Source organism: Streptomyces sp. NPDC007157 (assembly GCF_040634235.1).
In the GTDB taxonomy this organism is placed as follows: domain Bacteria; phylum Actinomycetota; class Actinomycetes; order Streptomycetales; family Streptomycetaceae; genus Streptomyces.
The window spans coordinates 289,702-305,519 of sequence record NZ_JBEYFE010000005.1 but is presented as its reverse complement, the minus strand read 5'-3'; the positions used below and the strand labels follow the sequence as shown (position 1 = coordinate 305,519).

General features: G+C 69.1%; 17 protein-coding genes and 1 riboswitch. Of the genes, 9 read left to right on the top strand and 8 right to left on the bottom strand.

Annotated elements, in window-relative coordinates:
• Positions 1-3: 3 nt before the first annotated feature.
• Positions 4-1,824: a phosphomethylpyrimidine synthase ThiC gene (gene thiC, locus ABZ642_RS11580; protein WP_360480891.1), complete on the bottom strand. Its 1,821-nt coding sequence runs from the start codon at positions 1,822-1,824 to the stop codon at positions 4-6.
• A riboswitch (TPP riboswitch) is annotated at positions 1,817-1,994 on the bottom strand. Its footprint overlaps the gene before it by 8 nt.
• 71 nt (positions 1,995-2,065) lie before the next feature.
• Here thiC and ABZ642_RS11575 point away from each other — a divergent pair.
• Positions 2,066-3,586 carry a YibE/F family protein gene (locus ABZ642_RS11575; RefSeq protein ID WP_360480888.1) on the top strand — a complete coding sequence of 507 codons (1,521 nt, stop codon included), beginning with the start codon at positions 2,066-2,068 and terminating at the stop codon, positions 3,584-3,586.
• Positions 3,587-3,717: 131 nt separating this feature from the next.
• Here ABZ642_RS11575 and ABZ642_RS11570 read toward each other — a convergent pair whose 3' ends face one another.
• The 4 genes from ABZ642_RS11570 to ABZ642_RS11555 form a co-directional block, all read right to left on the bottom strand.
• Positions 3,718-4,155 carry an SsgA family sporulation/cell division regulator gene (locus ABZ642_RS11570; RefSeq protein WP_351748159.1) on the bottom strand — a complete coding sequence of 146 codons (438 nt, stop codon included), beginning with the start codon at positions 4,153-4,155 and terminating at the stop codon, positions 3,718-3,720.
• Between the two features lie 99 nt (positions 4,156-4,254).
• The gene (locus ABZ642_RS11565) at positions 4,255-5,043 is read right to left on the bottom strand and encodes an IclR family transcriptional regulator C-terminal domain-containing protein (protein WP_360481314.1); all 789 of its coding nucleotides are present in this window, start codon (positions 5,041-5,043) and stop codon (positions 4,255-4,257) included.
• A 211-nt stretch (positions 5,044-5,254) separates the two neighbouring features.
• Complete coding sequence (locus ABZ642_RS11560; RefSeq protein ID WP_351695787.1) at positions 5,255-5,467, bottom strand: DUF5326 family protein; 213 nt, start codon at positions 5,465-5,467, stop codon at positions 5,255-5,257.
• A 168-nt stretch (positions 5,468-5,635) separates the two neighbouring features.
• Positions 5,636-5,953, bottom strand: coding sequence for a cupin domain-containing protein (locus ABZ642_RS11555; protein ID WP_351695789.1), 318 nt, complete (start codon positions 5,951-5,953; stop codon positions 5,636-5,638).
• 60 nt (positions 5,954-6,013) lie between these two features.
• On the opposite strand from ABZ642_RS11555, the gene ABZ642_RS11550 reads away from it, so the two are divergent.
• The 5 genes from ABZ642_RS11550 to ABZ642_RS11530 all read left to right on the top strand — a co-directional run bounded on the left by ABZ642_RS11550 (position 6,014) and on the right by ABZ642_RS11530 (position 9,740).
• A complete protein-coding gene (locus ABZ642_RS11550) occupies positions 6,014-6,391 on the top strand; it encodes a phage holin family protein (protein WP_360480882.1) in 378 nt (125 codons plus the stop codon).
• Between the two features lie 7 nt (positions 6,392-6,398).
• On the top strand, positions 6,399-6,890 hold the full coding sequence (locus tag ABZ642_RS11545) for a low molecular weight protein-tyrosine-phosphatase (protein ID WP_360480879.1): 492 nt from the start codon (positions 6,399-6,401) through the stop codon (positions 6,888-6,890).
• A complete protein-coding gene (locus tag ABZ642_RS11540) occupies positions 6,887-8,035 on the top strand; it encodes a cystathionine gamma-lyase (RefSeq protein WP_360480876.1) in 1,149 nt (382 codons plus the stop codon). Before ABZ642_RS11545 ends, ABZ642_RS11540 begins: the two co-directional genes overlap by 4 nt.
• 230 nt (positions 8,036-8,265) lie before the next feature.
• A complete protein-coding gene (locus ABZ642_RS11535) occupies positions 8,266-9,171 on the top strand; it encodes a LysR family transcriptional regulator (RefSeq protein WP_360480873.1) in 906 nt (301 codons plus the stop codon).
• 86 nt (positions 9,172-9,257) lie between these two features.
• Positions 9,258-9,740: an NUDIX hydrolase gene (locus ABZ642_RS11530; protein WP_360480871.1), complete on the top strand. Its 483-nt coding sequence runs from the start codon at positions 9,258-9,260 to the stop codon at positions 9,738-9,740.
• 4 nt (positions 9,741-9,744) lie between these two features.
• On the opposite strand, the gene ABZ642_RS11525 is transcribed toward ABZ642_RS11530, so the two are convergent.
• Together ABZ642_RS11525 and ABZ642_RS11520 are read right to left on the bottom strand one after the other, a co-directional pair.
• A complete protein-coding gene (locus ABZ642_RS11525; RefSeq protein WP_360480870.1) occupies positions 9,745-11,223 on the bottom strand; it encodes a globin domain-containing protein in 1,479 nt (492 codons plus the stop codon).
• A gap of 280 nt (positions 11,224-11,503) precedes the next feature.
• The gene (locus ABZ642_RS11520; protein WP_360480867.1) at positions 11,504-12,136 is read right to left on the bottom strand and encodes an HAD-IB family phosphatase; all 633 of its coding nucleotides are present in this window, start codon (positions 12,134-12,136) and stop codon (positions 11,504-11,506) included.
• A 193-nt stretch (positions 12,137-12,329) separates the two neighbouring features.
• Between ABZ642_RS11520 and ABZ642_RS11515 the strand changes: the two genes are divergently transcribed.
• Positions 12,330-13,196 (top strand): GNAT family N-acetyltransferase, encoded by an 867-nt coding sequence (locus ABZ642_RS11515; RefSeq protein WP_360480864.1) that lies wholly within the window; start codon positions 12,330-12,332, stop codon positions 13,194-13,196.
• A 229-nt stretch (positions 13,197-13,425) separates the two neighbouring features.
• Here the strand turns inward: ABZ642_RS11515 and ABZ642_RS11510 are convergent, their stop codons facing one another.
• Entirely contained in the window at positions 13,426-14,634 is a 1,209-nt protein-coding gene (locus ABZ642_RS11510) for an MFS transporter (RefSeq protein WP_360480861.1), read from the bottom strand.
• A gap of 142 nt (positions 14,635-14,776) precedes the next feature.
• On the opposite strand from ABZ642_RS11510, the gene ABZ642_RS11505 reads away from it, so the two are divergent.
• Positions 14,777-15,235 carry a MarR family transcriptional regulator gene (locus ABZ642_RS11505; protein WP_360480858.1) on the top strand — a complete coding sequence of 153 codons (459 nt, stop codon included), beginning with the start codon at positions 14,777-14,779 and terminating at the stop codon, positions 15,233-15,235.
• Between the two features lie 9 nt (positions 15,236-15,244).
• Entirely contained in the window at positions 15,245-15,697 is a 453-nt protein-coding gene (locus tag ABZ642_RS11500; protein ID WP_360480855.1) for a GNAT family N-acetyltransferase, read from the top strand.
• Positions 15,698-15,818: the final 121 nt, after the last annotated feature.

Here is a 15,818-nt window from a genome sequence, read left to right as displayed (position 1 = left end):
ATGTCAGTCCGCGATCGGCAGGTACACCCGGTTCCCGCTCGCCGCGAACTCCTTCGACTTCTGCAGCATCCCCTCCACGACCTCCTCGGCAGACGCCCCCTCAGCCGCCGCCCCACCGAACCGCTCTGTGATGCTGTGGCTGATCTTCATCGAGCAGAACTTCGGCCCGCACATCGAGCAGAAGTGGGCCGTCTTCGCCGGCTCCGCCGGAAGCGTCTCGTCGTGGAACTCGCGTGCCGTGTCCGGGTCCAGGGCGAGGTTGAACTGGTCCTCCCACCGGAACTCGAAGCGGGCGTCGGACAGCGCGTCGTCCCACTCCTGCGCGCCCGGGTGGCCCTTGGCGAGGTCCGCCGCGTGGGCGGCGATCTTGTAGGTGATCACGCCGGTCTTGACGTCGTCCCGGTTGGGCAGACCCAGGTGCTCCTTGGGCGTGACGTAGCACAGCATCGCCGTGCCCCACCAGGCGATCATCGCGGCACCGATGCCGGAGGTGATGTGGTCGTACGCCGGCGCGACGTCCGTGGTCAGCGGGCCGAGCGTATAGAACGGAGCCTCATCGCAGATCTCCTGCTGAAGGTCGATGTTCTCCTTGATCTTGTGCATCGGGACATGGCCCGGGCCCTCGATCATCGTCTGTACATGGAAACGCCTGGCGATCCGGTTGAGTTCCCCGAGCGTGCGCAACTCCGCGAACTGGGCCTCGTCGTTGGCGTCCGCGATGGAGCCGGGGCGCAGGCCGTCGCCCAGCGAGTACGTGACGTCGTAGGCGGCGAGGATCTCGCAGAGTTCCTCGAAGTTCTCGTACAGGAACGATTCCTTGTGGTGCGCGAGGCACCAGGCCGCCATGATCGAGCCGCCGCGCGAGACGATGCCGGTCTTGCGGTTGGCGGTGAGCGGCACATACGGCAGCCGCACCCCCGCGTGGACGGTCATGTAGTCCACACCCTGCTCGGCCTGTTCGATCACGGTGTCCTTGTAGATCTCCCAGGTCAGCTCCTCGGCCCTGCCGTCGACCTTCTCCAGGGCCTGGTAGAGCGGCACCGTGCCGATGGGGACGGGGGAGTTGCGCAGCACCCATTCGCGGGTGGTGTGGATGTTGCGCCCGGTGGACAGATCCATGACCGTGTCGGCGCCCCAGCGGGTCGCCCAGGTCATCTTCTCGACCTCCTCCTCGATCGAGGAAGTCACCGCCGAGTTGCCGATGTTGGCGTTGACCTTCACCAGGAACCGCTTGCCGATGATCATCGGCTCGATCTCCGGGTGGTTGACGTTGGCCGGCAGCACGGCCCGTCCCGCCGCGATCTCCTCACGGACGACCTCGGGGGAGACGTTCTCGCGGATGGCCACGTACTCCATCTCCGGGGTGACCTCACCCCGGCGGGCATAGGCCAGTTGTGTGACCGCCTCGCCGTCCCGGCTGCGACGCGGCTGGCGCGGGCGGCCCGGGAATACCGCGTCCAGGTTGCGCAGCCCACCACGCGGCGAGGTGTGCTTGACCCCGTCGTCCTCGGGACGGACGGGGCGGCCCGCGTACTCGGCGGTGTCCCCGCGGGCGATGATCCAGTTCTCCCGCAGCGGCGGCAGACCCCTGCGGACGTCGGTCTCGACGAGCGGATCGGTGTACGGGCCGGAGGTGTCGTAGAGCGTGACCGACTGCCCGTTGGTGAGGTGCACCTGACGGACCGACACCCGAAGGTCGGGGCGCGAACCCTCGACATACCCCTTGTGCCAGCCGATGGACTTCCCGGCCCCTGTGGACGGTTCACCCGCAATGGGCTGTTCGTCCTGACTGAGGGCAGGCGTGCGTGCGTCCTTGTTGGTCATGAGACCTACTCCCTACGCCGGCATTACCCGGTAACAGGTTCGGCGGTCGACGCAGCGGCTTCCGTCGGGCGGCGTTTCCTGTGAAACATCACTCGTTCCACGTGAAACATCGCGAATACGGAGGTCAGCGCCCTCTCAGCCCGGTGCTCCGAGCTCCCGCGTGTGCAAAGGTGCCTCCACGCTAGCGTCAATTCGGGCGCGGTGAACAGAGGGCCCCTGCCGTTCTTGCGATGATCGGGCGGTGACCACGACACAGCAGCACCCCTATCCGCCCCCCGACCCGAGGCGCGGCAACGGTGCCGCACAGGGCGGCGGAACCGGCCACGGGGGCCATGGTGCCGGTGACGCGCACGACCACGGGCAGGGCCACCCGCACGACCAGGGGCACGCCCACAGTCACGACGACGGCCATGCCAACGGCCACCCGCCAGGTCGAGGACCCGGGCAGGGCGGTTCCGGGTCAGGCGGCGGGCACGGTCACTCGCACAGCCATGGCCCCGCCGCGCCGGTCTCCAAGCATCTGCGCAAGGTCATCGCAGCGATCCTCATCCCCTTCACCGCAGCGGTCGTGGCCGGCCTCGTGGTGCTGTGGCCCGGCGGCGCCCCGGCACACGAGCGCACCGGCGTCGGCTTCGACCGCCAGACACAGCAGGCCACGGTCACCAAGGTCGTCCCGGTCAGCTGCAAGTCGGTCAACGCCTCCGGGGGCGGCTCGACCGGCGACACCTCCGCCGCCGAGGGCAGCTCCGCCAAGCAGGAGGAGGACGGCACCTGCAAGAAGGCGACGGTCCGGGTCGACACCGGCAAGGACAAAGGCCGCACGTTCACCGAGATCGTGCAGCCCGACCAGTCCCGTCAACTGGATGAGGGCGAGAAGGTCGTGGTCGCCTACGAGCCCTCGGCGCCCAAGGACCTGCAGTACTCGGTCACCGATGTGAACCGGAAGCTCCCGATGGCGCTGCTGGCCGGGATCTTCGCACTCGCCGTCGTCGTGGTGGGCCGGCTGCGCGGTGTGATGGCGCTCGTCGCGCTCGCCGTCAGTTTCATGGTGCTGACCCTGTTCATCCTGCCGGCGATCCTGCAGGGCTCGAATCCGCTGCTGGTGGCGGTGGTCGGGGCGAGCGCCATCATGCTGATCGCCCTGTACATGTGCCATGGCCTGTCGGCCCGGACCTCGGTGGCGGTGCTGGGCACGCTGGTCTCGCTGTGCCTGATCGGCGTCCTCGGCTCGGAGTTCATCGACTGGGCCGCGCTCACCGGCAACACCGACGACAACACCGGCCTGATCCACGGCCTGTACCCGTCGATCGACATGAGTGGTCTTTTGCTGGCCGGCGTCATCATCGGTTCGCTCGGTGTCCTGGACGATGTGACGGTGACCCAGACCTCGGCCGTCTGGGAGCTGCACGAGGCCAACCCGACGATGGGCTGGCGCGGGCTGTACCGGGCGGGCATCCGCATCGGCCGCGACCACATCGCGTCCGTCGTCAACACCCTCGTCCTGGCCTACGCGGGCGCCGCGCTGCCGCTGCTGCTGCTCTTCTCCATCGCGCAGAGCAGCGTGGCGACGGTCGCCAACAGTGAGCTGGTGGCCGAGGAGATCGTGCGTACGCTGGTCGGCTCGATCGGCCTGGTCGCCTCGGTACCCGTCACCACGCTGCTCGCGGCCCTGGTGGTGTCGGCCGACCGGCCGGGCACGGCGACGGTCGCGTCCGTGGAGGCCCCGGCGCGCAGCGGGCGAGGGCGGCGCCGGAAGCGGTGAGGGCGCGGTGGGCGGCACATGACGGCGCGCACGAGGAGAAGCGTTCCGCCGCCGCCCAGGGACGCGCAGAAGCGTTCCTGCGCATCCTCACGCGGCTCGGCGGAGCGGCTCACGCCCCGTGCCGTAACGCTTCAGCCCGCGCTCTGCTCCTCGGCCAGGATGCGGTCCAGAGCCTCGTCGAGATGGGCGTCGAAGTCGGCGAGCGCACCTTCCTGGCCCAGCGGCACCAGCTTGTCGGTACGGTCGAGAAAGGCCACCAGCGGTGGTGCCGAGGACCGGAAAACCGCCTGGTCGCCCCCGACCTGAAGCCTGATCAAAACCTCGCCCAGCACCTCGGAGTCGGCGGGGGCGATATGCACATCGCCCTCCCCGCACGGCCGGCCCACCCCGTCGATCAGCAGCTCACGGCCGAAGGCCCAGGTCACCGGCGCGTCCCCGGGCAGATGGAAAGTGAGCCGCACGGCATACGGATCACAGGTCTCGTAGCGCAACTCCACGGGGATGCGGAAGGAGAGCTCCTCCGAGACGAGAAAGCTCATCATGACTTCTGCTTGTACGGACTCGCGCATCGCCTACCCCGTCATATGACACCGACTGGCCGGGTTTTATCCCTTTGATGGTGGTCAAATCTTGCTGAACGTACACAGCAGATCACAAGGAGTGAGTTTTCAGATACTGATAGCGATCGCCAGGGATCCCAGATGCCGACCCACCTCCGCCTGCAACTGGCGTGCGGCGGGCAGCAGCCGGTCGGCCTGGTGGAGAGGGAGGGAGATGGCCACCGTGGCCGCCGTGGTGCCGACGGTGATGGGGATCGCCGCGCACACCGTGCCCAGCGCGTACTCCTGGCGCTCCACCAACGGCTCCATCCGCCGCGTCCGTTCCAGCCGCCGCAGCAGTGCATGGCTGTCACGGACCGTGTACGGGGTGAGGGCCTGCAGGGGGTAGCGGTCGAGATGGTCACGGCGGGCGTTCTCGTCCAGCTGGAAGAGCAGACACTGGCCGATGGCGTGCGCGTGCGCGGTCTCGCGGAAGTCGGCCCACTCCTCGACCGCCGGGGTGCCCGGGGAGTCGGACACGCACACGACCTCGATCTCGCCGTCCCGGTACATGGCGTAGTACACCGGCGCACCGATCGAATCCCGCCAGTGGGCGAGGGTGTCGACAACCACGCTGCGACGTTTCTGCTGCGCCCCGCTGCTGCTCAGCCGCTCCGCGGCCTCACCGAGGAAGAACAGCCCCTTGTCGCGGCGCAGATAGCCCTCGTGGACCAGGGTGCGCAGCAGGTGGTAGGCGGTGGGCAGCGCGAGGGCGGTCTCGCGGGCCAGTTGTTTGGCAGGGGCGCCGTGTTCGTGTCCGGCGACACACTCCAGCAGGCGCATCGCACGCTGCACGGAGCCGATGAGAGTGGCCGAGTGCGGCTGTGCGGGGTCGGACGAGGTGGCCGGCCGTTGCACGGGGGGTGTGCCGGACCGGCGCTGGGTGGGGGGTGGTGAATGTTCCGTGGGGGCGGAGGTGGCATCAAGCGTGGCCAAGGGTCACTCCCGGAGCGCGAGGGGGTCAGCGACTCTAACCGTCCGCCACCGCTCCCGGTCGGCCCGTGCGGGAAACTTCCCTCCCCCGAGGGAACCGGCGATTCCTGTTACCGGTCACCGATTCCCACGGTCCTCACCAGTCGCTCTTCGATGAGGAGTTCGACATGAACTTCCGCACGATGTAGATCAGTCCGCCGACCAGCGCCACGAAGATCAGCAACTTGAAGAGCAGGTAGGCCAGGAAGCCGACGATGGAGCCGATCAGGCCGCCGAACACCACCAGCGCGATGACCGGCACCGCGATCCACTTCACCCACCACGGCAGACCCGTGAAGATCTCTCGCATTGCCCTGCCCTCTGCTTTCCCGTGCGCTTCGGCACGTACCGTCGGTCTCGTGCGCGCCGCACGATGCGATGTCCTGCACTCGATGCTAGAGCCGCGAGGGGGTCGTCCGGAGGCCCCTGATCCCTTGTCCTCCCCTGACCCTTCCCCTAGGGAACCCCGAGGGGAAGGTCACGCCTCGGGGGGAGAGAAGACGACCAGGACCCTCAGATCCTCGCTGATGTGATGGAACTTGTGGGCCACCCCGGCCGGCACGTACACCACACTGCCCCGGGCCACCTGCGTGGTCTCCAGGCCGACGGTGATCGCGGCGCGGCCGCTGACGACGAAGTAGACCTCGTCCTGGTTGTGCGGCTTCTGCGGGTCCTGCTCGCCCGCGTTCAGGGCGTAGAGGCCGACCGACATGTTCCGCTCGCGCAGAAACTGCAGGTACGCCCCGTCGTTGGCGGCGCGTTCCGCCTCCAGTTCGTCCAGCCGGAATGCCTTCATCGCCGTTGTCCGCCCTCGCCCCACTGCTCGTATCTGATCTCGTCTGCCACGATCAGACACATGAAGAATTTCGTAGTCAAGACGATCGCCAACGCAGGCGCCCTGGCCGTCGCCGTGTGGCTGCTCGACAAGATCACTCTGACCGGCGACAGCACCACCAAGAAGGTCTGGACGCTGATCCTGGTCGCCCTGGTCTTCGGCGTGGTGAACTTCCTGGTCAAGCCGATCGTGAAGATCCTGACCTTCCCGTTGTTCATCCTCACGCTCGGCCTGATCACCCTGGTGGTCAACGCGCTGATGCTGCTGCTGACGTCGTGGGTGTGCGACAAGCTCGACCTGAGTTTCCACGTGCAGGGGTTCTGGACGGCCGTCCTGGGTGGCCTGATCATCTCGATCGTGTCGTGGGCCCTGAACATGATCCTTCCCGACACGGACTGAGCGCCCGATGACCTACCGTGTCTGCTTCGTCTGCACCGGCAACATCTGCCGGTCCCCGATGGCCGAATCCGTCTTCCGTGCCCGCATGACCGAGGCCGGGCTCGACGACCGTGTCGAGGTCGACAGCGCCGGCACCGGCGGCTGGCACGAGGGCGACGGCGCCGACCCGCGCACCGTCCGCGTCCTCCAGGAACACGGCTACGACGGCGATCACACCGCCCGCCAGTTCCAGGCGTCCTGGTTCGACCGCCTGGACCTCGTGATCGCCCTCGACTCCGGCCACCTCAAGGCCCTGCGCCGCCTCGCCCCCACCGTGGAGGACGCGCAGAAGGTGCACCTGCTGCGCTCCTACGACCCCGATGCCGCCGACGACCTCGACGTACCGGATCCGTACTACGGCGGTCCGGACGGCTTCGAGGAGTGTCTTGAGATGGTGGAGGCGGCGAGCGAGGGCCTCCTCGCCGCAGTACGCGACGAAGTGGAAGGAACAGCGGCATGAGCGATTCCAGCTCCGAGTCCGGCCTCGCGACGGGTGAGGGCACACGCGCGGTGCGCGCGGGACTGCCCGAGCCGGTCAAGAACGAACCGACCCTGCCCGGCCCGGTGTTCGCCGCACACTTCCATCTGCCGGGCGAGGTCAGCGGGCCGTACGCCTACGGTCGTGACGAGAACCCGACCTGGACCCATCTGGAGCGCGCCATCGGCGAGCTGGAGGCGCCCGGCGAGGACGTCGAGACGCTGGTGTTCGCCTCCGGCATGGCGGCCATCTCGGCCGTGCTCTTCTCTCAGCTGCGCGCCGGCGACGTGGTCGTGGTGCCGTCCGACGGCTACCAGGTGCTGCCCCTGGTCCGCGCCCAGCTGGAGGCCTACGGCATCGAGGTGCGCCCCGCGCCGACCGCCGACGACGCCCAGCTCGACGTTCTGGACGGGGCGAAGCTGCTGCTGATCGAGTCGCCCTGCAACCCCGGGCTCGACGTGTGCGACATCCGGCGGCTCACCGAGGCGGCACACGCGCGTGGCGCCCTCGTCGCCGTCGACAACACCCTCGCCACCCCCCTCGGCCAGCGGCCGCTGGCGCTGGGCGCCGACTTCTCCATGGCCAGCGGCACCAAGCAGCTCACCGGGCATGGGGACGTCCTGCTGGGGTACGTCGCCGGCCGGGACACGGAGGCCATGGCCGCCGTACGCCGGTGGCGCAAGATCATCGGCGCGATCGCCGGGCCCATGGAGGCCTGGCTGGCCCATCGCTCCCTGGCCACCATCCAGTTGCGGGTGGACCGGCAGAACGCCACCGCCCTGGTGCTCGCGGAGGCGCTCCGCCGGCGGCCGGACGTGTCCGGGCTGCGCTACCCGGGGCTGCCCGACGACCCCGCGCACAAGATCGCCTCGCAGCAGATGCGGCGCTACGGCTCGGTGATCTCCTTCACGCTGCCCACACGCGCGCGTGCCGAGCGTTTTCTGGAATCGCTGCGGCTGGTCGAAGATGCGACGAGTTTCGGAGGGGTGCGCTCCACGGCCGAGCGGCGGCGACGCTGGGGCGGGGACGACGTACCGGAGGGCTTCATCCGGCTGTCGGTCGGAGCTGAGGATCCCGAAGATCTGGTGGCCGATGTGCTCCGCGCGCTCGACGAGTCGGATCAGTGACCGGATTACGGACGGCCGCGCCGACCCGACTACGTATAACGGACGGTCCGAGCCTCCCCCCTCGTGGCTCGGACCGTCCCGGCTCTCGCGCGCCAAGAACCGCGCGACCAAGGCTAGTTGACTCTGCGTCAGTGTCCAATCACTGTAGGGACAGAGACCTATCGACTTATTTATAGTTGGGGACCTGTCCCGAGGGCCGGCGAGGGGCAGGGCGAAAAGAAGGGTGAACGATGGACCTGGCCTTGCTACGGACCTTCGTGACCGTGCACCGGGCCGGCTCCTTCACCCGCGCCGCGGCCCTGCTCGGACTCTCGCAGCCGGCCGTGACCTCCCAGATCCGCACTCTGGAAAGACAGCTCGGTCGTCCGCTCTTCCTGCGGCAGGCCCGAGGGGTGACCCCGACGACCATCGGCGACGAACTCGCCCACAAGGCCGCCCCGCACCTCGACGCGCTCGTGGAGATAGCGGAACGCGGCCTCGACGACGACTCCTCGGTACGTACCCTGCATCTCGCCGGCCCGCCCGAGTTCACCGCCGAGCGAGCTCTCCCCGCCCTCTCGGAGCTCGCCGGCGACGACGGCCAGGGATTCGCGCTGCGCGCCTCCTTCGGCACCGCCGAGGAGACCCTGGAGGGGCTGTCCGCCGGACACCACGACCTGGCCATCAGCACGGCCCGGCCGCGTGGCGCCCTGCTCACCGCCACCGCCCTCTGCGACGAGGAGCACGTACTGGTCGCCGCTCCCCGCTGGGCCGAGGAGATCGGCACCGGGACGGTGGGCGACAAGGGCGCGCCGGTCCTGGAGAACCTGCCCGTCGTCGAGGTCCATGAGTCGCTGCCCTTCGTCTCACGCTACTGGGGCTCCGTCTTCGACGCCCTGCCGGCCGCCTCCGGCACGGTCGTCGTGCCCGACCTACGTGCCGTCCTCGCCTGCGCGGTCGCGGGCGCCGGCCTCGCCGTACTGCCCCGCTATCTGTGTACGGCCGCCCTGGACCGCGGCGAGGTCATGGCGCTGCACGAGCCCGCGGTACCCCCGCTGCGGACCTACTTCCTGGTGGTACGGACCGGCACGCTCGCCATGCCGCATGTGGCGCGGGCACATGAGTGGCTCCACCACGCGGCTGCGGACTGGGGCTGAGCTCATCAGGCGGAGTTGACGCGATCCAGCCGTACGGTGGGGCTTCGCGATGTTTCACGTGGAACCAGCTGGGCCACATTTCTCCCATGACCGTCCGACCCGTGGTCAAGCGCACCGCACGTGCCGTTCTCCTGGATGGCGACGACCTGATTCTGATCAAGCGCACCAAGCCAGGTGTCGATCCCTACTGGGTCACTCCCGGTGGCGGGGTCGAACCGGAGGACACCACTGTCGTCGACGCCCTTCACCGCGAGGTGCACGAGGAGCTCGGCGCCAAGATCATCGATGTGGTGCCCTGCTTCGTGGACACCGTGGAACACATCGGCGACAGCGGCAGCACCACCGGTGTGAAGGTGCAGCACTTCTTCGTCTGCCGGCTGGAGTCCATGGACCCCACCCTGCGGCACGGCCCCGAAGTCGAGGAGCCCGCCGGCGAGTACGAGATCGTTCGCGTCCCCTTCACCCGTGTCGGGATCGCCTCCGTACACCTCGTGCCGCTCTCGCTGCGGCACTACCTGGACGGGAACATCGAGGGCGTACGGGCCATGCACGCCCCCGACCTCGGGTGATGGATCAGTCGCCGACCACGACCAGCTCCTCGACCGAGTCATGCCTGATGCGGTGCGCCGGGATACCGACGTCCCGCAAGGCGTGCACACCGTTGCGGATCATGCCGGGCGGACCCGAGAGATAGGCGTCGTACTCACTCCACGAACCGTAGGCGCGGATGGCGTCGGGGAGCTGGAGATGCGCCTGCTGGTCGACGACCGCGCGGACCGAGAGCCAGGGATGGCTCTGCTGGAGCCGGAGCAGGGTGTCGATGTCGTACAGGTCGTGGTCGGTACGGGCGCCGTAGAACACCTCGACCGGGCGGCGTGCGCCGCGCTCGGCGATGTCCTCCACCAGGGCCTTGATGGGGGCGATGCCGGTGCCGCCGCCCAGGCAGAGCAGTCCGTTGTCCTTGGAGTGGTCGACGGTCATCGAGCCGACGGCAGGACCGAGACGGATGACGTCACCGGGGCGGGCACGGTGCACCAGCGCGTTGGAGACCCAGCCCGCCGGAACCGCCTTCACATGGAAGGTCAGCAGCCCGTCCGAGCGGGGGGCGGAGGCGAAGGAGTAGTGCCGCCAGACCCGCGGCCACCAGGGCGTCTCCATGCTCGCGTACTGCCCCGCGAGAAAGGGGTACGGCTGGTCCGGGCGGACCGTGAGCACCGCGACGTCCGCGGTCCTGAGGTCGTGGGCGACGACCTGCGCATGCCACCAGGCCGGTGCGCGCAGTTCGTCCACCGACGCCGCGTCGATCATCACCTGCGACATCGTCGTGTACGCCCGCACCCAGGCCGCCTCCGTCTCCGGGTCCCAGATGCCCGAGGCGTACCTGCTCAACGCACCGATGAGGCACTCGCCGACCGCCGGGTAGTGCTCCGGGCGGGTGCCGTACTTGCGGTGGCCGCGGCCCAGGTTCTGGAGGTACTCGACCAGGACGGGCGTGTTGTCGATGTGCTCGGCCGCGGTGAGCAGTGCCTTCAGGAGCCGGTCCCGCTGGGTGTCCATGGCGGCCGGGAACAGTGAACGCAGTTCGGGATGGCGCACGAAGAGCAGTGCGTAGAAGTACGAGGTGACCTTGTCGGCTATCGGACCGACCTCGGCCATGGTGCCGCGGATGCGGATCGCGTCCGGGGAGGCGTCCGTAGTCGGTTGTACGCCGCGCTGCGGTGGGACGCGCTGTTCGAACGTGGGGGGCATCGGCTGCCCGGCTGTGGGGGTGAAGGGGCCGGAGGCCGCGTACTGCCCGGCGGGGGAAGCCTGGGCGGGGTTCTGGAGGCGGGCGGGCTCCTCCGTCGGCCGTATTCGCTCCCGGGCCTCTCCGGACGCGGGAGGGCGGCTCTGGGGCGTTTCCTGCCATCCACCCGGCGCCGCGACCGGTTGTTCGGCGGCGGGCTCGACCGGGGTGTTGCTGGGGGACGTGAACCAGCTGCTTCCGCCGGCCCCGTCGTTGCCCGCCGACGTGGTGGTCGGAGCATCCATGGTGTGCCTCGCCTCGAACATCTTTCGGTCGGTCTGCGCACTTCACTCGGAAGGTGCTTGTGTTCCCCCGTTGACGGCTGGCTCTTCCCGGTCCGGCCTGCGGCCGACACGGCCACATTGAACCGCGCTTCCTTCGCGTACGGACAAGTAAGGCGAAAGTGTGACATGGACCGCAGTCACTCCCGCCGGACGTCTCATCCGGACGGGAACCGGAGTCGACCCTACCGGCCGTCGCTCCGCGCACAAGTCCCCCCTGTCTCCCCCACGAATCCAACAACGGGCGAACCACAAGGTCTCTCAACTACCTGGTGCCGCGCGCCAATTCATAGGCATCCCATAGATCCCGGCCCGTGTAGGAGTACGTTGCGAGACCGGCGAGATGTCCGTCCGCATTGACCGCCACGGACACCGGAACCACGGCGAACAACTCCCTGTCCGACATCGAATCTCCGTAGGCGACGCAGTCTGCCCGGCCGACCCCGAACTCCTCGCACAGGCGGTCGGCGATGGTCACCTTGGCCGCAGGATCAAGGAGGCCCGCCGGATCCACCGGCTCGACGAAGGGCACCGCCGGGAAGCGCGATCCGAAGGCGGCATGGGCTCCCCAGCCCAGTAGGCGCTCCACGAAGAACGAGGGCGAGAGCGAGACCACGGCGCAGTACTCGCCCGCTGCCCTGATCTCGGCCCAGACGTCCCGGATACGAGCCAGCCAAGGCGCTCCGTCGAATGCCGCGGTGACATGGGCGTCGGTCAGCTCGGCCCAGAGGGAGTACACGCGCGCCGCGTACTCCGGCGGGGCTATCCGTCCTGCTGAAATCGCCCGGTCAAGCTCCACCGTCTGGGCTTCCAGGCCGAGTTGACGGGAGATCTCGACGGGGGCGGAGGTGCCGTGCAGCAATGTGCCGTCGAGATCGAAGAGATGAAGTCGCGCCATGGTCCCGAGGCTAGTGGGAAGGGATCAGCGCTCGCCGGGGAGGTCTCGGGCAACGGCCATGGGGCGATGTTTCACGTGAAACGTCCCCCGCCTGTCCAGGGACTGTGCTCAGGACTACGGCATGGCCAAAAGCGCGTGTGTCTACCTGGAAACAGGTGGACGCCACGGGTGCCGGTCGGAAAGCCTGACCTGCGTGCCCACTCCTTCCGTCGCCTCACTGCCCATTCGCCGACTGACGCCAGGCGATCTCACCGCCTGCGCCGACTTGTCCGAGGATCGGGGGTGGCCGCGCGAGGAACACAAGTGGCGCCTGCTCCTTACGGCCGGAAAGGGATACGGCATCGACGACCCAGGCGGAGGCCTGGTCGCCGCCTGCGTCATCACGGAGTACGGCTCGGGCGAACGCCCGGATCTCGGTGCGATCGGCATGGTCCTGGTCGCCGCACGGCATTCCCGTCAGGGTGTCGGGCGCCGGCTGATGCGCCACATGGTCTCGGTGATGGGAACGACTCCCCTGACTCTGTACGCGACGCCGTACGGCCGTCCGCTCTACGAGGAGCTGGGGTTCAAGACAACGGGGCACTCGGAGATGCTGACCGGGCCCTTCACTCCCGGCGGCCCCGAGCCCCGGGTGGCGACACGGGCGGCCGCGGCCGAGGACCTCGGCTCCATCCTGCGGCTGGACGAGGAGGTGTTCGGTACCGACCGCACGCCTCTCATCGCCCGCCTGCCCGCGTTCTCGGACCAGCTGCGGGTGGCCGTGGACGGCGGGCAGGTCGTCGGCTATGCGGCCGCGTGGCCCAACATGGACACCCATGTCGTCGGGCCGCTGATCGCCCGGGACACGGAGACGGCGAAGTCCCTCATCGCCTCGCTCGCCACCCACACGGACCGCCCGCTCCGCACCGACATCGACATCCGGCACGAGGAACTGCTGGGATGGGCCAAGGAGCGCGGGCTGGCCTCCGTCACCATGAACTCCGTGATGACCTATGGCATCACGGAGTTGCCGGGAGACTGGACGCGGCGGTTCGCGCCGCTGACGGTGGCAGCGGGCTGAGGGACCCACGGTACGTCAAACGCCGGCCCCCTGAGGGAGCCGGCGTTCCGCGCTGATCCGAGTGCGGTCAGACAAGTGCCCGTACGGCGTCCGTGGCGAAGCCGTGGTCCTGGTCGGGGGCACCGCCACCGACGCCGACAGAGAGGGCATGGGCGGGCCGGGAGGTGCCCCGTGTCCCAGGGCAGGGCTCGGTCGGTGCCGGACCCGTAACTGTGGCCTTGCGGCCGTCTCAGTGGTGGACCGACTCCCGCTGCGCTGCGGGTACAGCGCCGGCGGCCACGGCGCTCGGGGCGCTGTCGCGACGCTCCAGTGCGGCCGACAGGAAGGCGAGGAGCAGGGCGGCCGCGGCGAGGGCGGCGCCGACCCAGTTGGGGGAGGTGTAGCCGAAGCCCGCGGCGATCACGATGCCGCCGAGCCAGGCGGAGAGGGCGTTGCCGAGGTTGAAGGCGCCGATGTTCACGGCCGAGGCCAGAGTGGGGGCACCGTGCGCCTGGTCGAGGACGCGCTTCTGCAGCGGCGGGACGGTCGCGAAGCCCAGGGCACCGATGAGGGCGACGGTCACGGCGGCCGCGATCTTGTTGTGCGCGGTGACCGTGAAGAGGGCGAGGACGACCGCCAGGGCACTCAGCGACACGTACAGCATGGGCATCAGGGCGCGGTCGGCGAACTTGCCGCCGACGAGGTTGCCGCCGACCATGCCGAGACCGAACAGGACCAGCAGCCAGGTGACGGAGCCGTCGGCGAAGCCGGCGACATGGGTCATCATCGGTGCGATGTAGGTGATGGCCGCGAAGACCCCGCCGAAGCCGAGGACGGTCATCGCCATGGCGAGCAGGACCTGGGTGTTCTTGAACGCGGCCAGCTCGTGCCGCAGGCGCACGCCTTCCGGCTTGGGCAGCTCGGGCACCAGCTTGGCGATGCCGGCCAGGCCGACGATGCCGAGGGCGGCGACGATGCCGAAGGTGACGCGCCAGCCGACGTGCTGTCCCACCAGGGTGCCGAGCGGGACGCCGACGACGTTGGCGACGGTGAGGCCGGTGAACATCATCGCGATGGCGCCGGCCCTCTTGCTCGGGGCGACCAGGTCGGCCGCCACGACCGAGCCGATACCGAAGAAGGCGCCATGGGCGAGGGAGGCGACCACGCGGCCGATCAGCATGACGGCGAAGGAGGGGGCGACGGCGGACAGCAGATTGCCCGCGATGAACAAGCCCATCAGCAACATCAGCATCCGCTTGCGCGGGACCTTGGTGCCCAGGACGGTCATCAGCGGGGCGCCCATCACCACACCGAGCGCGTAGCCGGTCACCAGCAGGCCGGCGGTGGGGATGGAGACCCCGAAATCGCCTGCGACCTCGGGCAGCAAGCCCATGATCACGAACTCGGTCGTTCCGATTCCGAAGGCCCCGATCGCGAGGGCCAGAAGCGCGAGAGGCATGGGGGGTACACCTTCCCAGAAGATTGCAGGTGCGCTTAGCGTGCGTCCACATTAATTGCATGCGCGGGCTATATGCAACCGCTGGATATTGCGAACCTGCTCTATCCTGGTGTCAGCCGCTCCGGGACGGAGGAACACGCCAATGACAGCGACAGACCCCGCGCTCACCGCCCTTGCCCAAGGCTGGTGCGCTCTCTCCCTGCTCCACGGGAGGATCGAGGCGCACATCGAGCGCGCCCTTCAGGGGAAGCACGACCTGAGCGTGCGCGAGTACTCCCTGCTGGATGTCCTCAGCCGACAGCACGACGACGAAGGGGGCCATCTGCAGATGAAGCAGGTCGCCGACGCCGTCGTCCTCAGCCAGAGCGCCACCACCCGGCTGGTGACGCGCCTCGAAGACCGGGGCCTCCTGGAGCGCTACCTGTGCCCGACCGACCGGCGCGGCATCTACACGAACGTCACCGAGACGGGGCTGCGGCTGCTCGAAGAGGCTCGCCCCACCAACGACACCGCGCTGCGCGAGGCCCTGGACGAGGCGGCCAGGAACCCGGAGCTGGCCCCCCTGGTGCGGGTCGTGGAATCGCTGAACGTGCCCGCATAGGCTGCGGGCATGGGAGATCTTGACATACGTGCCGCGGTCGCCGACGACATCCCGGCCATCGTGGGCATGCTCGCCGACGACCCGCTGGGCGCCCGGCGGGAATCACCGGACGACCTGACGCCCTATCTCAGCGCCCTGGAGCGGCTCAGCGCCGACCCCAACCAACGGCTGGTGGTCGCCGTACGCGAGGGCCGCGTCGTCGGCACGCTCCAGCTGACGATCATCCCCGGGCTGTCGAGACGCGGCGCCACCCGGTCGATCATCGAGGCCGTACGCATCCACGCAGACGAGCGCGGCGGCGGACTGGGCACCCGGTTCATCGAGTGGGCGATCGAGGAATCTCGCCGTCAGGGCTGCCAGTTGGTGCAGCTGACCTCGGACGCGTCACGCACCAGCGCCCACCGTTTCTACGAGCGGCTCGGTTTCACCGGCTCGCACGTCGGCTTCAAGCTTGAGATCTGACCATCGGGCACTGATGACGCACCCGAGCCGGGGGGGGGGGGGGGGGGCCGGGCAGCCGCCCCCCCCCCCCCCCCCCCACCCCAACCCCCCCCCCCCCCCCGCCGCCCACCCCCCCGGCCGC

Bases quoted from the DNA above. Each gene is read 5' to 3' on its own strand.
- ABZ642_RS11505 (WP_360480858.1), top strand. From the start codon at position 14,777: ATGACAGCGACAGACCCCGCGCTCACCGCCCTTGCCCAAGGCTGGTGC.
- thiC (WP_360480891.1), bottom strand. From the start codon at position 1,824: ATGACCAACAAGGACGCACGCACGCCTGCCCTCAGTCAGGACGAACAG.
- ABZ642_RS11530 (WP_360480871.1), top strand. From the start codon at position 9,258: ATGACCGTCCGACCCGTGGTCAAGCGCACCGCACGTGCCGTTCTCCTG.
- ABZ642_RS11525 (WP_360480870.1), bottom strand. From the start codon at position 11,223: ATGTTCGAGGCGAGGCACACCATGGATGCTCCGACCACCACGTCGGCG.
- ABZ642_RS11500 (WP_360480855.1), top strand. From the start codon at position 15,245: ATGGGAGATCTTGACATACGTGCCGCGGTCGCCGACGACATCCCGGCC.
- ABZ642_RS11520 (WP_360480867.1), bottom strand. From the start codon at position 12,136: ATGGCGCGACTTCATCTCTTCGATCTCGACGGCACATTGCTGCACGGC.
- ABZ642_RS11570 (WP_351748159.1), bottom strand. From the start codon at position 4,155: ATGCGCGAGTCCGTACAAGCAGAAGTCATGATGAGCTTTCTCGTCTCG.
- ABZ642_RS11510 (WP_360480861.1), bottom strand. From the start codon at position 14,634: ATGCCTCTCGCGCTTCTGGCCCTCGCGATCGGGGCCTTCGGAATCGGA.
- ABZ642_RS11550 (WP_360480882.1), top strand. From the start codon at position 6,014: ATGAAGAATTTCGTAGTCAAGACGATCGCCAACGCAGGCGCCCTGGCC.
- ABZ642_RS11540 (WP_360480876.1), top strand. From the start codon at position 6,887: ATGAGCGATTCCAGCTCCGAGTCCGGCCTCGCGACGGGTGAGGGCACA.
- ABZ642_RS11555 (WP_351695789.1), bottom strand. From the start codon at position 5,953: ATGAAGGCATTCCGGCTGGACGAACTGGAGGCGGAACGCGCCGCCAAC.
- ABZ642_RS11535 (WP_360480873.1), top strand. From the start codon at position 8,266: ATGGACCTGGCCTTGCTACGGACCTTCGTGACCGTGCACCGGGCCGGC.
- ABZ642_RS11560 (WP_351695787.1), bottom strand. From the start codon at position 5,467: ATGCGAGAGATCTTCACGGGTCTGCCGTGGTGGGTGAAGTGGATCGCG.
- ABZ642_RS11545 (WP_360480879.1), top strand. From the start codon at position 6,399: ATGACCTACCGTGTCTGCTTCGTCTGCACCGGCAACATCTGCCGGTCC.